The 20,507-nt window shown below is 44.4% G+C and carries 14 protein-coding genes; 2 read left to right on the top strand and 12 right to left on the bottom strand.

Annotated features, from left to right (window positions below; genetic code table 11):
• Positions 1–41: 41 nt before the first annotated feature.
• The 6 genes from AC58PV_RS06985 to AC58PV_RS06960 form a co-directional block, all read right to left on the bottom strand.
• Positions 42–920 carry a carbohydrate ABC transporter permease gene (locus AC58PV_RS06985; RefSeq protein ID WP_497431548.1) on the bottom strand — a complete coding sequence of 293 codons (879 nt, stop codon included), beginning with the start codon at positions 918–920 and terminating at the stop codon, positions 42–44.
• Between the two features lie 13 nt (positions 921–933).
• Complete coding sequence (locus AC58PV_RS06980) at positions 934–1,890, bottom strand: ABC transporter permease (protein WP_497431547.1); 957 nt, start codon at positions 1,888–1,890, stop codon at positions 934–936.
• Between the two features lie 111 nt (positions 1,891–2,001).
• Entirely contained in the window at positions 2,002–3,711 is a 1,710-nt protein-coding gene (locus tag AC58PV_RS06975) for an extracellular solute-binding protein (RefSeq protein ID WP_497431546.1), read from the bottom strand.
• A 102-nt stretch (positions 3,712–3,813) separates the two neighbouring features.
• Complete coding sequence (locus tag AC58PV_RS06970) at positions 3,814–8,454, bottom strand: polysaccharide lyase family 8 super-sandwich domain-containing protein (RefSeq protein WP_497431545.1); 4,641 nt, start codon at positions 8,452–8,454, stop codon at positions 3,814–3,816.
• 438 nt (positions 8,455–8,892) lie between these two features.
• On the bottom strand, positions 8,893–9,597 hold the full coding sequence (locus tag AC58PV_RS06965) for a GDSL-type esterase/lipase family protein (protein WP_497431544.1): 705 nt from the start codon (positions 9,595–9,597) through the stop codon (positions 8,893–8,895).
• A 3-nt stretch (positions 9,598–9,600) separates the two neighbouring features.
• The gene (locus AC58PV_RS06960; RefSeq protein WP_497431543.1) at positions 9,601–11,976 is read right to left on the bottom strand and encodes a GH92 family glycosyl hydrolase; all 2,376 of its coding nucleotides are present in this window, start codon (positions 11,974–11,976) and stop codon (positions 9,601–9,603) included.
• On the opposite strand from AC58PV_RS06960, the gene AC58PV_RS06955 reads away from it, so the two are divergent.
• A complete protein-coding gene (locus AC58PV_RS06955; RefSeq protein ID WP_497431542.1) occupies positions 11,975–12,844 on the top strand; it encodes an AraC family transcriptional regulator in 870 nt (289 codons plus the stop codon). The two genes, AC58PV_RS06960 and AC58PV_RS06955, sit on opposite strands and share 2 nt — an antisense overlap.
• 79 nt (positions 12,845–12,923) lie before the next feature.
• Here the strand turns inward: AC58PV_RS06955 and AC58PV_RS06950 are convergent, their stop codons facing one another.
• From AC58PV_RS06950 to AC58PV_RS06940, 3 genes are all read right to left on the bottom strand, one after another.
• Positions 12,924–13,712 carry an SDR family oxidoreductase gene (locus tag AC58PV_RS06950; RefSeq protein WP_497431811.1) on the bottom strand — a complete coding sequence of 263 codons (789 nt, stop codon included), beginning with the start codon at positions 13,710–13,712 and terminating at the stop codon, positions 12,924–12,926.
• Positions 13,713–13,949: 237 nt separating this feature from the next.
• Positions 13,950–14,699, bottom strand: coding sequence for a LamG domain-containing protein (locus tag AC58PV_RS06945; RefSeq protein ID WP_497431541.1), 750 nt, complete (start codon positions 14,697–14,699; stop codon positions 13,950–13,952).
• A gap of 196 nt (positions 14,700–14,895) precedes the next feature.
• Positions 14,896–15,669, bottom strand: a complete 774-nt coding sequence (locus tag AC58PV_RS06940; protein ID WP_497431540.1) for a phytanoyl-CoA dioxygenase family protein — start codon at positions 15,667–15,669, stop codon at positions 14,896–14,898.
• Positions 15,670–15,819: 150 nt separating this feature from the next.
• Here AC58PV_RS06940 and AC58PV_RS06935 point away from each other — a divergent pair, with 150 nt between their 5' ends.
• Entirely contained in the window at positions 15,820–16,602 is a 783-nt protein-coding gene (locus AC58PV_RS06935) for a helix-turn-helix domain-containing protein (RefSeq protein ID WP_497431539.1), read from the top strand.
• A 334-nt stretch (positions 16,603–16,936) separates the two neighbouring features.
• Here AC58PV_RS06935 and AC58PV_RS06930 read toward each other — a convergent pair whose 3' ends face one another.
• The 3 genes from AC58PV_RS06930 to AC58PV_RS06920 all read right to left on the bottom strand — a co-directional run bounded on the left by AC58PV_RS06930 (position 16,937) and on the right by AC58PV_RS06920 (position 20,328).
• On the bottom strand, positions 16,937–17,809 hold the full coding sequence (locus tag AC58PV_RS06930; RefSeq protein WP_497431538.1) for a carbohydrate ABC transporter permease: 873 nt from the start codon (positions 17,807–17,809) through the stop codon (positions 16,937–16,939).
• Between the two features lie 8 nt (positions 17,810–17,817).
• A complete protein-coding gene (locus tag AC58PV_RS06925) occupies positions 17,818–18,726 on the bottom strand; it encodes an ABC transporter permease (protein ID WP_497431537.1) in 909 nt (302 codons plus the stop codon).
• A 72-nt stretch (positions 18,727–18,798) separates the two neighbouring features.
• Complete coding sequence (locus tag AC58PV_RS06920) at positions 18,799–20,328, bottom strand: extracellular solute-binding protein (protein ID WP_497431536.1); 1,530 nt, start codon at positions 20,326–20,328, stop codon at positions 18,799–18,801.
• Between the last annotated feature and the right edge of the window lie 179 nt (positions 20,329–20,507).

Below are 20,507 nucleotides of genomic sequence, written 5' to 3'. Positions count from 1 at the left end.
AAACAGCTCCTAGGATTGCCCTAACAGCCATTTCACATCGCTTATTCTTTGACTGACCCCAAGGTCATGCCTTTGACAAAGTATTTCTGCAGAAAAGGATACACGAGCAGGATAGGAACGGTTCCGATAAAAATCAGGGCTGACTTCAAGGAGCGTTCAGATAATTTATCGAGATCTTCCGGATTGAGCCCGATTTTCGTAAAATCAAAGCTTGCGATTAACGCTTGCAGAAACGTTGCTAACGGGAACAACTCTGCTTTGTTCATATAGATCATGCCGTCAAACCACGAATTCCAATGAAATACCATGGTAAATAAGGATAGTGTCGCAATCGATGGCAGAGAAATTGGCATGAAAATGGTGAACAAGATTCGGAAATGTCCAGCTCCATCCATCATCGCCGCTTCTTGCAGCTCCTTCGGTATCCCACGGAAAAAATTCATCATAAGAACAACATTGAATACATTAACTGCCGAAGGCAAGATTAACGCTAGAAGAGAGTTCGTTATTCCTACTTTTTGCACAACTAGATACGTTGGAATTAATCCGCCATGGAACAGCATCGTAAAGACGAAAAACCAAGCATAGAAGGTTCTTCCTTTAAAATACTTATCATCCTTGGACATCGAATACGCTGCCAGCATCGTCAGAAACATCGTTAGCGCTGTTCCCAGCACAGTCCTGAGCACACTGACTCGAAAGGCAATCAAGAAGTTATTGCTATTAAAGGCCTTCTCGTATGCGGTTAAATTAAATCCCACAGGCCAGAATTTGACGAGGTACGCAGTTGTTGCATAATCGGAGCTGAAAGAAACAGCTAAGATATGAACCATGGGAAGGATGCATAGTATCGCAGCTAGCGATAGGAAAATATGATTTGATACCCGAAATATTTTCGCGGAGAACGATAATTTCATCATGGCTAATATCCTCTCAGAAAATCCTGTAATTGGCATATTTAGATGCTAAACGGTAGGTTGTTGCGATAAGAATAAATCCAATAATGGATTTGAAAAATCCGACTGCTGTCGCAAAGCTAAATGATCCCTGTTGCAAACCAACTCGGTAAACGTACGTGTCGATAATATCGCCTTTAGGATACACAAGCGGATTATACGTGTTAAATACTTGATCGAAACCAGCATTCAGAATATTGCCTAATGATAAGGTCACAATGACTATAGCTATTGGAATCACAGCAGGAATGGTAATGTGCATCGTTTTCTGAAAATTATTTGCGCCATCAATATCCGCAGCTTCATACATATTGGGATTAATACCTGCCATCGCTGCCAAGTAGATGATGGTTCCGAATCCAAAATCCTTCCACACATCACTGACAACTAACGTAAACCGATACCAGTTCCCGCTCCCCAGAAAGAAGATGCGATCAAATCCCATCCCTACGAGCAGTTGATTGATCATCCCATTCGTCGAAAGCATATCGGTAATGATGCCACCAAGAATGACCCAGCTAATAAAGTGTGGCAAGTAGACTAGCGATTGCACAACTCGTTTGAAAATAACAGCGCGAACTTCATTCAGCAGCAAAGCGAATATGAAAGGCGCAAGGGATCCCGCAATGATCTTGAATACAGCAATGACAAGCGTATTCCAAATGACTTGCAGCGCTGTAGGATCATGAAACATAAACTTGAAATGCTTCCAGCCTACAAAAGGTGATCCGAAAATGCCTAACCATGGTTTGAAGTCTTGGAATCCAATGGAGAAGCCAACCATGGGAATATAGCTGAATATGAGCAATAGCACAACGGAAGGCAATAGGAACACATGTAGCGGCCACGTTTGTCTTAGATTGTAGAAGCTTTTCCGTTTTTTAATGGGTACTGCGCTATCTTGCAAAGAGTATTTTATCGATTCCGATTTCATCCGATTCGTCTCCTATCGATCGTAAGGACTTCTAAGAACGCTTCTATATATAGAAATGCGGAGAACCCAAGTTATGCAGCACTCCGCATTTCTTATAAAAGGATGGAACTATTACTTAAGACTTGCTGTGTAATCATTCACTTCTTTGGTGATTTGTGTACCGCCTTGCTCATTCCATTGCTTGACAAAGGTATCAAAGTACTCTGGCTTTTGCTTCCCATAAATGATTTGTAAGAAAGCTTGCTCTTCGAGGGCAATGAGCTGTTCCCATTTCTCTTTCATGGTCGGTGTGTTTGCACCGAAGAAACCACTTTGCACATCTTTGTTTAACTGCTGGAAAGCAACTGAGAAGCCATCAATCGTTAACTGACCATTCTCGGCAGCTAGTTTCTGCTCATAGACATTGTCTCTCTTCCCTGCTGCGACACGTTGGTAAATGTTTGGACCCGGCATAACGTTCGTTGGTGCTGTTCCTGATCCTGGCGACATCAGCTGGTAAGCATTCAGACTCAACGTACCTTCCGGTATGTTCTTCCAATCCGGCTTTCCGTCTTTCATGACATAGTCATAGCCTTCTCCCTTACCGTTAGCAAATGGACACTGAGGATCCTCAACCGAACAGCCGTACATCGTGTCCCAATATTTAAAGATCGCTTCCATATTGGTGAATCCTTGACGGAAAACATAATTCCCATAGGACGGCTGTGAAGCCTGCCTTCCGACTTCTCCTTTGATGCCTGCTGGAATTGGATAAGGTTTAATATCCAATGCTTGATTCTTGTTTTTAGCTTCAGTTACTGCCGTACCTACTGGCCAACCGCCAGCCCAGCCTGGCGCAAAGGCGATCCCAGCTTTCCCAGAAGTAAAGTCTCCCATAGCCTTCGCTGCGTCTTGGGTACCGAAGTCAGGACTGATATACCCCTTGCTGTACCATTCTTGCAATTTGCTTAGAGCATCCTTCACGCTTGGCTTGGTTGAGCCATATTGCAGTTTGCCATCTGTCCCTTTCAACCATTGATAAGGCTGATCTTGACCGAAGATAAAGGAAGCATCCGACATGAAGTTCATCGTTGGTTTGTGGTAGCCTGTGTTTGCCCCGAAGGCCATGCCATAGGTGTCTTTTTTCCCATTTCCATCAGGGTCATTATTCGTAAAGGCTTCCATAACCGCTTCATATTCTTGCACATTCGTTGGCGCTTTGAGGTTCAGCTTCTTGAGCCAATCCTCTCGAATCCACATTACGGTGTTCCCTACAACGCCATTGGAAAGTGTTGGTAAACCATACAATTTTCCGTTTCGTTTCACCAAATTCCATACTTCCGGATTTTTCTGATAAGATTCTTTTACCCTTGGTGTTGCATACTTCTCAAAAGCTTCGTCAATGGTTTGAATTTTCTTAGAAGCCACAAGATCTTCAAATACGTTACCAGAGACCGCAAGAACGTCCGGTAATGCCTCACCGCTTGTCAAAGCCAATCGTATCTTTGTCTCCAATGCCGCTGCGTCCGTAACCACCCATTGATATTTCGTTACAATACCCAACGTGTCTTTATACCAACGAGAGATTGGATTATTCTCAGGCGTGTCGCCATTACGCAGCTTATCGGACGGTTTAAGGGCAATCGCTGCCGTAATCGTAACCGGTGGATCATACTTCGTGCGATCATTCTCCTTAGGTGCTGCTGTCGTGGTCTTAGTTGCCACCGGACTTGCGGCTTGTGAAGCTTCCGGGCTATCTTTCTCACTGGTACAACCTGCTAGAATACCCATACCCAAGATGATGCTCGCTAACGCTGCTTTTGTTGTCCTTTGACGCTTCATTTACTTGTTACGCCCCCTTGTAAACTAACTATCTTACACTTTTAATTATGGCACCAGGTGAAAACGAAAGAAATGATCGGGATTTAAGATCATGAACTTTCGTTAATCAATCGCTTCGCTATGAATGACGACTTTCCCGATCTGTGGATGCCAATAATTACCTGTATTCTGTTTATACACGATTTTCAGGAATTGCGTACCTACAGGAACATTACCGCTATACGTCACTTTCTTCCAATCGGTTGCTGATACGGCCTTCACAGGTGAAAGAATCGTGTAAGTCCCATTCCCCGGCGAACTGTAGAGTTCGAAGTCAACAGAAGTCTCGAAGGGCCAGAACCACGTCTCCACTTGATAATTCTTCATGTCCATGTCTGGAGCCGCTTTATATACAATCCATTCATCGGTATTCCCATTCCGCTTTAACCTGGAAGTATCCCCTCCGAACTTCGTAACATTGGCGGTGTCGAAGCTCAACTTACCGGAATTCTCGTACATTTTGCTAAAATTATACACATCATCTGTCACCGTAGCGCTTGACGGGGTTGGTACCTTACTCGTTAGTGTCACCTTACCGATTTGGGCATTCCACGTATTGGACGAGTGTTGTTTATAAGTGATTTTGATATACTGGGTTCCTCTTGGAATCGTTCCGCTGTAAGTCACCTTATTCCAAGCACCAGCGCTTGAAGTTGTAGCAATTGTCGGCGAATAGGAGGAATAGTTCACATTATCCGGAGATATCGCGAATTGGAAGTCCGTGGACGCCTCGTAAGGCCAGAACCATGTATCCGCGCTGAAACTCCGCAGCTCCTTATCAGGTTCCGCTTTGTACACAATATACTCATCTGTGTTCGTAAGTCTTACTAATCGCGATGCATCATCACCGAATGCCGATGGATTAGATCCACTAAAGCTCAGGTTCGGGCTTCGCTCGAACATCTTGGCATCATTGTAAACGTTGTCAACGACCGTAATACTTGTCGGCGGAGGAACAATACTCGTCAACGTGACTTCACCTAGCTGCGGGTTCCAGTTATAGGCACCATTCATCATGTAAACAATTTTCAGATACTGTGTACCCGTTGGCAGCATGCCACTGTAATTTATTTCTTTATAGTTTTCAATTCCACCTGTTTTGGTTGGCGTAAAAGCTGTATACGTCACATTATCCGTAGAGGTATAGAATGCAAAATCGGTTACGCCATCTTGTGGCCGGAACCATGCCTTCGCTGTAAATCCGGTAATATCCTTATTCGGCTGCGCTTTATAAATGATATACTCATTCGTTATTGTTTTTCGGATTAACCGAGAGGTATCCCCACTAAATTTACCTGGCTCTCCTCTGTCAAATTTAAGATTACTACTATGCGCATACGTAAGGGATAGGTCATCCAACACATCGACAATCGTATCTGGAATCGGGTCAACGACGTGAATTGGAGGTGCTGTCGGTGTCGGTAAAGGCATCGAAACAGCTGTGTTCAATTGCAGTTTTAATTTGTGCGATAACCCATCCCCTGCTTGGGTATTGACCTCAAATTTAATCGTAGGTGTGAGCTGTAAGATCGTAATGCTTGGATCTTTGGCAATCACTGACAATCCGGCTTTATGAATTTCGTAAGTTACCTTCGCTTGCAGATGCGTAGGATCCGAAACCGCGACATCCAGCATACTGCCCTGATCCTGCAACAGGATGGAGGAAGGATTCGATGCCGTGAGATAGCCAAACGTACTTGGTACCCAGAAATTCGCCCCCAGAATACCTCGTGTTTTCTCCTTCACAGCTTGCGCATTCGTATTATTTACCAAGATTTCAATGTTCGGATTAAGGCTGTAACTCGCTGTTTCTTCTGCTGATTTATTCGGCAGTAAGACGTAAGCGTAATCTTGATAGAACGGATTTGTTCCATGGTCCAGCCAAAGCGTCAAATAATTCTTACTTAATACCGTCGAAGCGCCGCCATTATTAATCTGTGACCAACTGCCCTGAGAAACATCTCTTTTTCCCTTTAAGGCTGTCGGTTGCGGGAAGTAGTACCCGCCTGTTCCTTCCAAATACGCATAAGATACATTGCTCATTGCCTCTGTCCATCCTAATCCAGCGGACTTCGTTACCCCGTTCACAACAAGCTGTTCATCCCCTTTGACCCTTTTCGAAACATGCAGTGGATCTAACACAGGACCAGCCGCCTGCGGGGCGTAAACTTGAATTTCAGAAACATCATTGGACAAATCGCTATCATTGCCGTGGAAAATGAATTTGATGAATCTGGCCGTCGTATCCACGACATCATAGGCTTCTACCTGTGCGGAAAGCACGGTGTTGTGACCGCTGAACACAGGCGTCCATGTTGTCCCATCGACAGATGTTTGAATATCGAAGGCAGAAGTTTTATCCTTGCCATTCGGAAAGCTGATCCCTACATGCCCGATTTCCTGAGAGCTGCCTAAGTCATACTTCAGCCACTGTCCATCGCCAGTCGTTGACCAGACGGTTCGAATGTCATTGTCCTTCACCTTCGCAGATTGACTAGATCCTGTGCTATCCGTCACACCGTTCACATACAGTGGAGTCACTGATGGCAGGATGAGAAGATTTCCTGCTGTACATGGCGCATAGAGTTGAACTTCCGTGATGCTGTTCCAAGGTCCCGTCGAGTTCATATGACCTATAATTTTGACAAATCTAGCTTGCGTATCCGGGAAATCGATGACTTGAAGCTGCGCGTCACTAACCAGACTGGAAATCCCCCTATACTCTTGATTCCATACTACGCCATCCTCTGAAGTCAGTATTTCGAAATCAGTCGTTCTTGCAGATTGAAGATAGAAGTTAATTCCTACATACCCGACGGGTTGTATCTTTCCAAGATCATATTGAATCCATTGTCCATCACCTGACGCCGACCATCTAGATCCAAGATTATTATCAAAGGTATTCTCAGGCACATTCCCATCATTCCCGCTATCCTTTACGGCGTAAACTTTGTGACGTAATGGTTCACTGCCAATTGGTGAAGAAGGAGGTGAATCCAAATCAATCCCGTGTGTGACTCTTGCTGTTGTAAGCATGCGATTCTCGACCGTTGTTTCAATCGTACGGTTGTCTGTACTTGCAATGCCTGTCCCTAGCGCAACGACTTCATCATCAAACATAAACCAGGATTTCTTCGCTTTTAACGTGCTTCCATATCCCTTCAAATCCATACCAGCTGTGGCATACTGTCCTTGAAGCTCAGTACCTCCTGCCCAAGTTGTCGGACTCCGATACCCAGCGCCTTCCGCATCTTCTCTCAGCATCGTATCGACAGTTGTTCCAGGAAGCCGATATTTATTGACAGTTGCCCAATAATCGGTAAATTGGAACGGATCCTTGTTATATAGATAGGTCATACCAACACCTGTGTACCAGCCCTTAGGATTTTCATTATATTTTTCATCATACTCGTATGTCCCTATACGATGCGACGACATACTAACGCCAAAACCAAATCCAGGCCGAAGATGTACGACTTGATCCATGCCAGCATAGACTTTGGAAAGTACCTTCTCTTCTCTTGGTATTACACTGCTGTCATTCATAATTGCCTTGGCCAGGACAAGCGTACTTAAATTAATATCCTTATAGAAATTAAACTGGCTATCAGCGATAATCCACGCTTTCACCATCGCTTTCATTCGCTGTGCATCGGCCGCAGGAGCGTGCTGCGCTAGGCGAATAATAGAGGACATGACACTATGTCCAGTGGTATGATCTTGGTAGTCGCTGCGAGAAATTGCTCTCCCTCTAGTCATATCCATCATGGCACCGTTATAGATAAGCGGTTCATAAGAATGGTAAATCCAATTGTAAACATTCTCTGCGCCACTATTTGTTGGCTGCCAAGGCGAACCATTCAGCAGCAGAAGCAGATACGACAATTCTTGCAATAAACTTACAGCATAGCTACCGTTATAAGGGTAAATCTCATGTTGTATAAACGATCCATCCCGGTAAAAGCCATCCCCCGTTGTCACATACTCATACACTGGATTCAAAGCATCTCTGGCTAAAGTCAGCTTCGCAGCTGACTTTAGAATCACGCCCCGTAAGGCAACGATCTGGCATTTCCATACCAAGTTCGCTCCTGTTGCCGCAACTGCTCCCTTATTGGCTTTGCTCGGATTTGGAGAAAATGTCTCAATCGCATTCATGTAATTCGTTATTTTTCCTGGTGTTGCAATGAGGTCATCATACATAAGAACGACAATGTCATTAATAATTAGAGGAGTTCCGATCTCTAAATCCCACCAATTTTCAATCGGTACGGTTAATTCATTGTAACGGTTCGTATACATCCAATCCATCGCATAAATAATTTTCGCCTTTAGATCGAGATCACCATAAACACCGGAATCAACCGTCTTGTAAGCCAATGCCATTCTCTTAATGCGTTCGTAATTCGCAGTAATCGTAGCCGTATCCCCCGTTGCGGCTAAATCGCTCCATAAGTACGCTGATGTTGTACTCATCGTAGCCGCACTCGTTTGACTTATAGAGCTCAGCTTAGATGCTATGTCTGGGTCAGATGTATCTAATGCTGCTCCTCCTGTCAAATAGTTCATCCACCTGATTCGTATCGTGTCATAATCATCGCCAGCCGCCTGTACCCGCGTTGTGCCTAACAGTCCTACCAACGCTAGAATTACTGCCAATATCACGATCGAGATTACCTGTAGTCCACTTCGCCTTACCATCATTATTCCACCACCATCTTTCAATTGTATTGAAACCGCTTCGTTTCCCCATCATTATTTCACCATAGGCTCCTCAATGGATATGATCACTTATAAAGATCATGAACTTTCATTAATTGAAAATGAGAAAGAGGCTGTTTCAAGAGTCTTTGTAGACTTTTTGAAACGCCTCTTTCTTCATCATAGACCGATTAGTAATAAACCGACTTCCCGCGGTTTAACTGGATTTTCTCCATCTATTCGCCAGCAGATATAGCGTATTCGGATGATTAACTGTATTTCTTGTAGTTAAATCCCTTCAATTGCATCACTTTTTAAAATATCACAAAATTTACCTGTATGTTTTCCATCAAATCACGAAAATACGTCAAATTCGAGCACATTAGCTGTAGTTTTTACATCTAAATGGTATTCGGCAGTGGGACAACCCCCGCAGTATACTTAGATTTCTATGCCTTTACGTCCTAATTCTTCACGTAAAACATCCGCCATGATGTCATAGCCAAGCACATGTGGATGAAGCCCATCATCTGCAAGCCCATCGCGTAACGCATTGCCTTCTGCCGCAATCATTCGGGCATGGTAATCGGCATAAATAGCCTCTTGTTCGATGGCAACTTGTTGTAGCTGCTCGTTTACTTGGCAAATACTCGAGTTGCGTATCGTATTGTTTCCCGAATGCGGCATATTCGTTGGGAGAATGGAGCAGATCACAGGTATAATTCCGTTAGCTTTCGCTTTTAGAACCATTTCCTGAATGTCCTCAACAAGTGCAGGTATGATTTGTTCCGCTGTTTTCCTATGCTCGCTGATTGCGCCATCCAATGCCCAGAAATTGTTCACGCCAATTTTAATAACCACAACCTTCGGTTTCAATTGAATGACATCACCCTCAAATCGTCGTAACACATGGCTGCTAATATCCCCACCGATCCCTCGGTTTACGATAAAACGGCCACCGCGACCAAAATAGGCATTTAGCTCCCACATATGTGTAATCGAATCACCTATAAATACAAAATCAACAGGTACTTTGTGTGCAAGTAATACCTCGTTTCCTAGATCAAACTCTCCTCTGCGGCTATCCGCTGCTGAAAATTCAGCAAAAAATCCTGGTTTCACGATGGGTTCACGTTGTGTTGTCATGTTTCATTTCCCTTCTGATTGAATTCGGAGTGACATCGAGTAAGGCAAATGCCTGTCCTCTACTCTTGCATTTGTCGGGGTATCTGACATTTCAAATTGAATCAAAGCCCCTTCGAACAGTTGATCATGCGAAAAAAATAAGGCCTGATGCTGTTGATTGTTGACATGTACACGTTCAACATAACGGTGACTTTGCGCAATGTGATCAGCTTCAATTACGATCTGTTTGCCGCTCTCCAGATGAACTGTCATCCGCTGAAACATCGGACTTCCGATCACATATTCCGGCACACCAGGACTTAATGGAAACATCCCCATACTGGCAAAAATGTACCAAGCGCACAAACTGCCGTTGTCTTCATCGCCAGGCAAGCCGTCCGGTCCAGCGCTAAACAGTTCTTCTGCCGTCTTTCTAACCCAGAATTGTGTCTCAGCAGGAGCGCCAGCCGCCGCAAATAGATACGGGATATGAAAACTCGGTTGATTGCTAATCGCGAATTGTCCGAAATCAATCGAAGCCATTTCCGACATCTCATGAATTTCCAAGCCATAACTGCCAACTTTAAACAATGGTTGCGTCGTCATTAACTCCTTCATCCGTGCCAAGAAAACGTCCTTCCCCCCCATCAACTCTGCTACGCCAGCGATATCGTGTTGAACAGCCCAACTGCACTGCCAAGCACCGCCTTCGCAATAGGCACCTCCCCACTCGATCGGGTCGAATGGTTCTTCCCACCGGCCATCTGACCTTTTCCCTCTCATAAAACCTACGGAAGGGTCTAATAACTTCGTGTAATTCTTTGCCCTCTCCATCAGCAGCGTGTAATCCTCGTTCTTGCCGAGGCCTTTCGCTAGCTGGGCTATGCAGAAATCACCATATACATAATCCAATGTATTGCTGACACTTTCGTGAAATTGATCCGCAGGTAAGTACCCGAACTGTTGGTAGGCACTTACGCCTTTCCTGCCGAAATGCGGGTCGTCCGCAGCTTGACAGGCATGCTTCAGCAAGCCTTCATAAGCCGTTTGCGCGTCATAACCTTCTATTCCTTTTACAAAAGCATCTGCAAAAACCGCATCAATCAACGTTCCCGGCATCGCACTGCGTTCACCAGGCGAAGACCACTTCGGCATCCATCCGCCTTCCTTATAGGCATTAACATAAGAGGCTAGAATCTCACCCAAACGAGATGGACATAACAGACTGAACAGTGGATAAGAGGTACGATATGTATCCCAAAAACCATTATCACAGTACATCGGTCCGGGAACTATTTCACCATTATAGGGACTGTAATGCACCATTTCATCTGAGTTCCTCCACTCATACCACATCCTAGGAAACAAGCAGACTCGGTACAAGCAGGTATAAAATGTACTTAATTTGTCCTCATCGGGATCTTCCACCTGTATGCGATTCAGCATATCCTCCCAAGCTTGTGCTGCTTCCGCCCGCACCAAGTCGAAAGATTTCGAACCAATTTCCTGTGAAAGGTTGCTTATCGCTTGCTCAATACTGATAAAGGAAGTCCCAAGCTGGATGTTAACCTCGCCTGATTGCGGTAAGCGCAGCCCAACAAATGCACCGAGGCGGTTCCCAACACCGTGTAACTGGGTGAATACCTCACCTGCTTCATCGAACGTTCCACTCGCCTGCACATCCAATTCACAATCAAAATCAATCACCACATACATGGCAAAATTCTCAGGAACACCGCCTGAATTCGCGCGGGTATTTCCCGTTAATCTTCTTCGTTCAGGATCTATCGTAATGGATGATTCGCCATCAAATGGCATTACCATAACTCGTGCCCCTTGTTGATCCTCATAAGTCATTCGCATACTTGCACAACGTTCTGTCGGGCTTAGTTCTAATAACGTATTATAGCGCTGCAGCTTTACCCGGAAATAATCGGGTTTGATCGACATCTCCTCGCTGCGGAATGAGGACGACCGTTTAGCAGCGGATATGACAAGCGGACCCGTTTGCGGCATAATGGTAAGGTGTCCGTAATCTTCAATCCAGGGGCTTGGTTGATGCGTGAGCCGAATCCCTTCAAAATGACGATGTGATGGATGGAAGAACCAGCCTTTTCCCGCTTCATCGGTTTGTGGGCTCCACGCCGCCATACCGAATGGTCGTGCAACGAGAGGAAGCGTGTTCCCATTGGAGAATCGGAATGTAGAAGCTGTCCCCTGCAAAGGATTCACATATTGCAAAACATTCATATTCGTTACAACCTTCCCTTCATTCTTTTTCTTACATTGTAAGCAGTACGGCTTATTACTTCTTATCAAAATTATGCAAAGTATCTCATTTTTTAAGATTTTAGATGATGATAGCAGTGACCGATTCTCTTCTAAGGCGCGTGATTCCATGATTCCATTCAATTTACCAGGAGACCAAGAGCTGCACGATGCATTCCCGTTTACGTTCAAAATTCACAAGTTAACTGCCGACGTCCCGCCGCATACACACAATTTCCTTGAATATACCTACGCTTTCTACGGTAGCGGCACTGAAATCATAAACGGCATGGAGCGTCCTATTGGGCCTGGCACATTCACCCTCTTACTTCCACATCAAGTCCATCAAATTAAAATCGACCGAGGACAAGAGCTGCATTTATATATTGGCGCCATCGGCTTGCAAGCCATCTATGGTTCCGATAGCGGTACTGCTTCCTTTAACGATATACTGCTTCGTGCAGGTACAGAAGGAGATCCTTCTTACCAATTGGAGCCTGAACTCTGCCAACAGCTTCTTCCGATATTCGAGAGGATGCATCAGGAAATTCTTACTAATAGACCCTTGAGTCAGCTTATGTTTATAACCAAATTAACAGAGGCCCTGATCCTGTTGGAACGTGGCTGTTTCACCATGAAAGACATGGACACCTACAGACCCCCTAACAAGAAGGGGAAAATGTGGGAAATCATTCTCTATGTGTATCAACATTTCCGCGATGATATTAAACTCGAATCGTTGGCAGATCGCTTCTATTTAAGCGTCCCTCATATCAGCTCCTCATTTAAATCAATTATCGGGGATAACTTCCATAACTTTCTTGAAAAAATACGTATATCACACGCATGCAGTTTGCTAATTTCTAGCAACGAACCCGTGACCTCCGTTTGCTACGAGGTCGGATTTACCTCCTATGCCACTTTCTCGCGTGTATTCAAAGAGCGGCTCAGCATGTCTCCATCTGCTTATCGGAAGCTCAATCATGGGGCGAAGTTATGAAATACGAATAAAGGCTGTCTCAAAAAGTCTACATCGACTTTTGAAACAGCCTCTTTTTTTACTATTACATGATTTCATATCATCTTAATAAAGATTCGGCACCGTCAATGAACAGTTCTGTGCCCGAAATATGATGAGATGCTTCGGAAGCCAAGAAAGCTATCAGATTGGCAACTTGTTCAGGCTCCCCAGGCGCATGTTCCAAGGGTTGATTCCCCTCTGGGTACTTGATCGGAATTTTGATATTCTCAAGCTCTGGTGTCGGCTGCGTATTTTCACTAATATGCGTCTTAATGGAGCCTGGGCAAATGACATTGACGCGTATTTTGTACTGAGCCAATTCTAACGCGGCCATTTTGGCAAAGGCAACTTGCCCCGCCTTAGATGAACTATAGGCCGTCATACCGAATCCTGAGAACGTGCGACTTCCATTAATGGAACTCGTGATAACAATGCTGCCGCCATTTTCTTTCATGTGAGGAATCGCATGTTTAACACTTAGGAAAGTTCCTTTTAGATTGACGGCCAACGTACGATCCCAGTCCTCTGATTTCATGTTTTCAATTGGCGCCAACACCCCATTGATGCCGGCATTGGCAAAAACAAAGTGGATCTGACCCCACGTCTGTGCCGTTTGCTCAAACGCCTGTTGAACTTGATTCGGATCGGAGATGTCGATGTCGACAGCTATAGCCTGGCCGCCTGCTGCTTCAATCTCATGTTTCGTCTGCTCTAATCGATCGTCCTTCAGATCCACAAGGCATACCTTCATTCCTTGCTGCGCCAAATACATGGCAGCCGCACGTCCAATACCAGAGCCTGCTCCGGTGACTACTGCAACCTTATCCTTTAAATCTGGTAAAACCATCATAGATTTCTGCACGGTTATCATTCACTCCTAACCTGTTTTAGTCTGTATGTATGTCCTCTTAGTTTAGCTTCCTACTAAAATTACTATACCCATACTCCGCATGATCCAAACTTATTGGATGGTTGCACCGAAACTTTCCCTGTTTTTCACAGTGTACAGACACCGATCAATAAGAAAGCCGGTCCCTCTTGGGAACCGGCTTTCCTCATTATTTACGAGCGCTTGTTTCAATATTTATTTACCCGTTAACGCCAGAATTTCCTCACTTGTCAGCGCCTTATTCAATACAGCCAACCCACCGATAAGTCCCGCATAGAAATTGCCCATCTCGCCAGAGCGGTGCACCGCACCTACAGTGAAATCCGCTCCCAAGACTCCGCCATCATATAGGCCATTCTCATACAAATAAGGATTGTAGGTTTCCCTCTCATCCAACACACCGTCGATATACACTTTGGCATACGTACCGTCATATGTAAAAGCAAGTGCATACCATTGTTCTTTCACTAATGGTGTTGAACCAATCGCAGTCGTCATACACCAAGGATGCCCTGGTGTCGGTCCGCCTTCCGCGGAGACATGACCACCGACTTGCTCCCCGCTATCCCAAATCCTCAAATTCAGGAACATCGCATATTGACGCTTCTTCTCTGTTTCGTTCCACATGCCAGCAATGGCTTCGCATTGCCCACCGGGTCTGTCCTCACGTTTTAGCCATGCTAGAATTGTCACTTGTGCTTCTGGGCCATGGAAATCAAGGGCCGGACAATTCTCACGTGGCAAGTTAAACCATTGACCAAATGTCAGTTTTGCAGCATAAGAACCAAAAACACCTTCATCCACTCGGCTTATCGGTCCAGCCTGTTCTTCTAATGTATAGCGATAAGGTCCCATGGCAACCCGGGATTGTCCAGCTTCTTCTTGAAAGTCCCAGAAGGACACAAGTGCGCCGTGAGCGAGTATTGCTTCCTTGTTACTTGACATATGCGGCTCAACCTCCTATTGCGATTTGCATCTGAGCTTCGTTCATATCTTATTAAGAATAGCCCTATTCAGGAATGAAAGCGATTAACGATTCTATGTGTTTTTGGACGATTCTACGATTATCATGTAAGTCATGCATGGCTTAGGCAGCAATGGAAAGAGATCTACCTTTAGTAGGCAGATCTCCTCATATATTTTACAAGAAATAATAGCTAGAAGTGTCTTTCCCTTTTAAACTGTAACGTTGGTAGTGCTGATAATGAGCTTTATACAAGTCACCGTTTTTACTTGGGGAATATGTCAAATACAACTGTTTACGACTTACTTGTGATGTGTTAGCTCCACTTTGGTGAGGTGTGAAGGAATGGAAAATAATAACATCCCCTGGGTTTGTTTCAACAATTTCACCCTTCTTAGGATCAATTTCAGCAATCTCTTCCGCATTCATGTTTCTTAGTTCACCTGGTGTTGAACGCAAATGTCCATGGTACCCAGGGAACAGCTCCAAGCCACCGTTAGCCGTTGTCGCGCCATCAATCGCAACCATCACGGAGATAAGTCCTTCAATAGGGAAACCTTGCCACCAAGCGGCATCTTGATGCATCGAGTAGCCATTGGACCCAGGGAGCTTATAGATTAATTTATCTTTGAAAAGTAACGGCTCATCCAAATAAATGTCACGCAATGGGGCTAGTAGTCGCTCGTCTTTCACTAAATCAGCGAACACGGCCGAAATGTCATGCACAGGATCTAGACGCTCAATGGCAATTGACCCGTCAACATAACTCTTATGACCAGCACGGACATTAAATTTATCCGTATAATCGCCTAATGTTAGCAATTGATCGCATTCCGTTTGAATGACTTTCGCTTCCATCTCTGTAAATACGTTTCGCAAAACCAAGTATCCTTGCTCGTTATACGTATTCAATTGCTCGTGTGTCAAGATATTCAAGGATTTCTTTTTCATGTAAACCCCAACCTCTCATTTGTTTTTTTGCCGACATTCAGTAGTGGTCGACTTGTTTATATCCTTATATTACAGCGAACACTTCCCTTATTCCATGCACAGAGTTATACTTATACATATACTTTTTTGCATCGAAAGGAAAGTGGTCATTTGATACCCAACATCCAATTAACGCGCTATTATTATGCGGTACAACGTGAGCAGTTTTCACTAGCTGAAGATACGTATCAAGGTTGGGTCATGTTGGCAGCCCAAGATGGCAGCTTCTCGTTCACCATCGATGGTGGAGACGATACCAAAGAACAGCTAACGCAATTTGGCGAATTAATCTTTTGTCCGCCGGGTCACATATTGAAACGACATGTTCAGCAGACGCTGTCCTTTCATTTCTGTGAATTCACATGTTTGGGAGATTGGACGCTTCCACAAGTTGTGCGCTTGAAAGATGTCAGCCGACTTCGATCCACATTTCAATATTTGCAGGAGTGGCAAGAAACCAAAGATCTTCACCAGCAGTACACAGAAGATGCACAACACCTTATTCAGGATCTGATTTTCCAATCCCATCGTGAACAATACAGAGCGCAGCATAATAATGCGGGAACCGTGGATCCCTTAATGAACAAGGCAGCTGCCTATATTGAATCACGGACATGTGAACACGAATTATCCTTACAAGAGCTTGCTGCAACACTCGGCATAAGCAGCTCTCAGCTTACGCGGCGTTTCCAAGCGGCCTATGGCTTATCCCCTGTGCGCTTTGCAACCAAAGTGCGACTAGCCCGTGCTCGCTTATTACTCGTTGAAACCCAAGACACACTGGAAAACATTGCTGAACAATGTGGGTTTCAAAATGCTTTTTATTTCAGTCGCGTATTCTCACATCAGATGGGCATTAGTCCTTCAGTGTATCGTAAGAATTATCGCGTCTAACAACCAAAAAGCGGCAGTCTTGGAAGGCATAACACCGTCCTAGACTGCCGCTTTTTAATTGCCTCTTATTCGGGGATTAACTGGATTTTCTCCATCTATTTCCGAGCAAATCCTGCGTTTAGGGAGTTTAACTGGATTTCCTACATCTAATTTTACTCAACAGGTTCAGTTTGACTGAATTGGCCTGAAATAACGGGAGGAAATCCAGTTATTGTGCAAATCGTGATGATTTCGCTTGAATTAGCTGTAGAAAATCCAGTTATTTGCTTAGACCGGATCTGTGAGCTAGGCTCAGATGAGTGTGCCACACAGTTAATTGTACCCGCGCCTCTTCTTATCCTTTGACCGACCCCAACGTCGCACCTTGAACAAAATGCTTCTGAATGAAAGGATAGATCAACAGGATAGGCAATGTACCAACCAGAATAACCGCATATTTCAGAGATTCCAAGACGATTGGTTTATCTCCCATAGCTGTCGTTACTGTTGTATCCGAAACCTGACCGATCAGAACGATATTCCGAATGGTAACTTGGAGCGGGTACAAGCTCGCATCTCGTATATAGATAAGCGCAGAGAAGAAGTTACTCCAAATTTGCACCGCATAAAATAAGCCAATCGTCATCATGACGGGTTTGGACAGCGGAAGAACGATCCGCCACAAGTTGCCCAAGTCAGATAGTCCGTCTATTTTGCCTGATTCCTCTAATTCACTTGGAATGCCTTGAAAAAACGTACGCATAATGATCAGGAAATAGGAAGATACAAGGGATGGCAAAATAATCGCCCAGCGCGTATCTAATAAGCCATAGCTGCGTACAACGAGATAATTTGGAATTAAGCCGCCGCTGAACAGCATGGTGAATACGATGAGCAACATAAACGTTCTGCCGAAGACAAGCACTTTCCGCGATAAGGCATAAGCTCCCAATGTGGTAAATATAAGCGAAAGGGTGGTTCCCACCGTTACATAGATCAGTGTATTTTTGTACCCGATCAGTATACGATTATCCTTCAGAACCGACTTGTACGCATCCCAATGAATCCCTTTGGGCCAAAAACTGATCCGATTAGAAGTCACATATTCTGCCGAACTTATGGAAACTGCTGCCATATGAATGAAGGGAAATAACATACAGCAGGCGAAGATTCCCAACAGCAGGACGTTTGCAATATCAAACAGACTTATCCGTTTTCTCAACCTCATCTTCTCCCTTACCATAGGCTGGTTTCCCCATATTTACGACTGAGCTTATTACTCAAATAAACGAGGAGGAATCCAATAACTCCCATAAATAAATCAATAGCCGTGCCATAACTGAATCCGCCTTGCAAGATACCCACGCGGTATACGTAAGTGGCTATAACATCCGCCTTATCGTAAGTGGCAGCATTAGACAATAGAAACACTTTCTCAAAACCGATTTCCAGTACGTAGCCAATCTGCACAATGAACATGATAACGACTGTCGTGGCCATCCCCGGCAGCGTTACATGCCAGATTTGCCTTAACCTGCTCGCTCCATCCATCTTGGCCGCTTCATAAAGCTGGGGATCAATGGTCGTGATGGCAGCTAGGAAAATAATCGAGTTCCAACCGGTGTGTTGCCAAATTTCCGAGCCGACATAAATCGTTCGAAACCACTCAGATTTCTGCAGGAAATTTATCGCTGGGAATCCCATCTTTTGGAGCAACTCGTTAACCAAGCCATTGCTTGGGGACAAAAACATAACAATGATACTTGAAACTACCACTAGAGATAAAAAATAGGGCAAATAACTGACCGTTTGTATGACTCTTTTATATATTTTGCTCCGCAGCTCATTGATTAAAATGGCTAGAATGATCGGCGCCGGGAAGCCAAATAGGAGCTTATATCCCCCAAGAATTATCGTGTTTTTGATAATTACAAGGGCATCTGGATTGGCAAAGAATAACTTATAATATTTAAGGCCAACCCATTCACTACCCGCTAACCCCTTGAATAAATTGTAATCCATGAATGAGATGACAATCCCAAACATTGGCACATATCTGAACATGATATAGTACACCAACACGGGTGCAAGCATGAGTAAAAAAATGTGATCACGCTTCATTTGCTTGAAGATCGATAGCTTCAATGGCGAGTCTCCTTTCTATAGAAATAGGGCCGAAACGATCCTACTCATGTTCGGCCCTGTTCATTTCACCAACTATTTCGAGTTCTTTTTCAGACGATCAAGTCCAATTTGGTAAGTATCAATAACCTTTTGCGAACCAATCCTTTGCATTTCGGCAAGGAAGGCATCCCACTGCGTCATTGGGGTTTCCCCCATAATGAATTTAGCTAAAGAGCTCTCATAATATTTAAGAAGTTGATCCTCTATTGTTGAAATCGCGCTTTTCTCTTCCCCGCTGAGCGGAGGTAAACTGTTGATCACAGGGTAATCATATTTGGCTGCTTCCGTGTGAGAATATTGTTCATTGGCATTACTGAGCGACTTGGATGCTTCGAAATCAACATAACCATACGTTCCTGTTGTCATAATACCCAGTTCTTTGCGCAAGTCATTAGGCTCTTTAAACTGAGGCAAGAACTTCCTTTTACCATCAACAATCGTATAGGTTTCCCCTTCTTTACCCCAGCTTAGAATATCGGTTCCTTCCTTGGAATAAATAAAATCGAGATAACGCAGCGCAGCGTCCAAATTTTTAGTTTTGGAAGATATGGAGAGACCATAAAGTTCATAGTCACCCTTCGGACTATAGGCCTTGGATCCATAACCTAACGGAGGAGGCATGAATTTCAAATGAGCACCATTCTGAAGCTGCGTGTTCATGATTTCGATTTGACCGATGAATTGAATGCTGATAAACGATTTATTGTTTAGAATGAATTGCGTCCACGCCTTATAATCCATCGAAAGCCAATCTGGTGGAATCAAAGCATCTTTATAAAATTTATTCAACATCTCGACCATCTTCTTGGCACCTGGATCCGTAACCCCAAGCTTGATTTTGCCAGTCGTTGGGTCCTCAAAGAAGAATGGATAAATACCGAACTGCGGAGCAAATGAATTCAACGTACCGATCCCATGACGGAATACAAATGGATAGCTATCCGGGTATAGTTGCTTCAGTTTCTTCGCGGTTTCATACATCTCTTCCCACGTCTTAGGCTCACTCAGCGAGTGTTTCGCGAAGATATCATCCCGATATAAGAAGGTCATTCTGTTCCCGGCACCAGCGCCATCATTCAGGACATGGTACATTTCGCCGCCTGGGGATGTCATTCTACGAGCGACATCAGGTCGAGATGTCAGGAAGTTTTTCAGATTCGGCATTTTGTCGAGGTGCTTCGACAGATCCAGAAAAGCGCCCTGCGGACCGTACTTCTGAGCTTCTGCAGGAAACACAGACATGATATCCGGCATGTCGCCGGAAGCGACGGCAAGAGCCAAGGACTCAGGACCTGTATGCAGTTCCTGATTAATCGTAATGTTTGTTTTTTCCTTTACCCACTTCCATACTGCCCAATCCTTCTTAGCCGGCCATGCCGTAGAAGCATCCGTTAGTAAGCGTATCGTTGCCGCTTCAGGCGCTTTAGTCGTTGTACCGGTTGGCATACTTGTATTAGGAGAACTCGTAGAAACGTCCGTGCCTCCATTCCCGGTACAACCTGCAAGAAGCGCTGCTGTCAGCGTGAAAAGCAGGGCTCCTTTTGTAACCTTTTTCTTTAACATAAGTTGAATACACCGTCCCTCTTTTATTTAATTCGTATCACTTATCATCAGGACAATTTCAAAAACTGTTTCACATCTGGCCCCTTTGATAACGCTATCATATGGCAGCCATTCAACGTTCGTAAATCAACACAACTGCTGAAATATCAACTACTTTTAGATTTTCTGATAATAATACC

The organism is Paenibacillus sp. J22FR83, assembly GCF_059691955.1.
The sequence above is the reverse complement of the archived record's forward strand: the minus strand, read 5'-3'. Positions and strand labels throughout refer to the sequence as shown.

Excerpts from the sequence above, each read along its gene's own strand:
- AC58PV_RS06955 (WP_497431542.1), top strand. The coding sequence starts at position 11,975 with ATGATTCCATTCAATTTACCAGGAGACCAAGAGCTGCACGATGCATTC.
- AC58PV_RS06965 (WP_497431544.1), bottom strand. The coding sequence starts at position 9,597 with ATGACAACACAACGTGAACCCATCGTGAAACCAGGATTTTTTGCTGAA.
- AC58PV_RS06940 (WP_497431540.1), bottom strand. The coding sequence starts at position 15,669 with ATGAAAAAGAAATCCTTGAATATCTTGACACACGAGCAATTGAATACG.
- AC58PV_RS06950 (WP_497431811.1), bottom strand. The coding sequence starts at position 13,712 with ATGGTTTTACCAGATTTAAAGGATAAGGTTGCAGTAGTCACCGGAGCA.
- AC58PV_RS06930 (WP_497431538.1), bottom strand. The coding sequence starts at position 17,809 with ATGAGGTTGAGAAAACGGATAAGTCTGTTTGATATTGCAAACGTCCTG.
- AC58PV_RS06920 (WP_497431536.1), bottom strand. The coding sequence starts at position 20,328 with ATGTTAAAGAAAAAGGTTACAAAAGGAGCCCTGCTTTTCACGCTGACA.
- AC58PV_RS06985 (WP_497431548.1), bottom strand. The coding sequence starts at position 920 with ATGATGAAATTATCGTTCTCCGCGAAAATATTTCGGGTATCAAATCAT.
- AC58PV_RS06960 (WP_497431543.1), bottom strand. The coding sequence starts at position 11,976 with ATGGAATCACGCGCCTTAGAAGAGAATCGGTCACTGCTATCATCATCT.
- AC58PV_RS06975 (WP_497431546.1), bottom strand. The coding sequence starts at position 3,711 with ATGAAGCGTCAAAGGACAACAAAAGCAGCGTTAGCGAGCATCATCTTG.
- AC58PV_RS06980 (WP_497431547.1), bottom strand. The coding sequence starts at position 1,890 with ATGAAATCGGAATCGATAAAATACTCTTTGCAAGATAGCGCAGTACCC.
- AC58PV_RS06970 (WP_497431545.1), bottom strand. The coding sequence starts at position 8,454 with ATGATGGTAAGGCGAAGTGGACTACAGGTAATCTCGATCGTGATATTG.
- AC58PV_RS06945 (WP_497431541.1), bottom strand. The coding sequence starts at position 14,699 with ATGTCAAGTAACAAGGAAGCAATACTCGCTCACGGCGCACTTGTGTCC.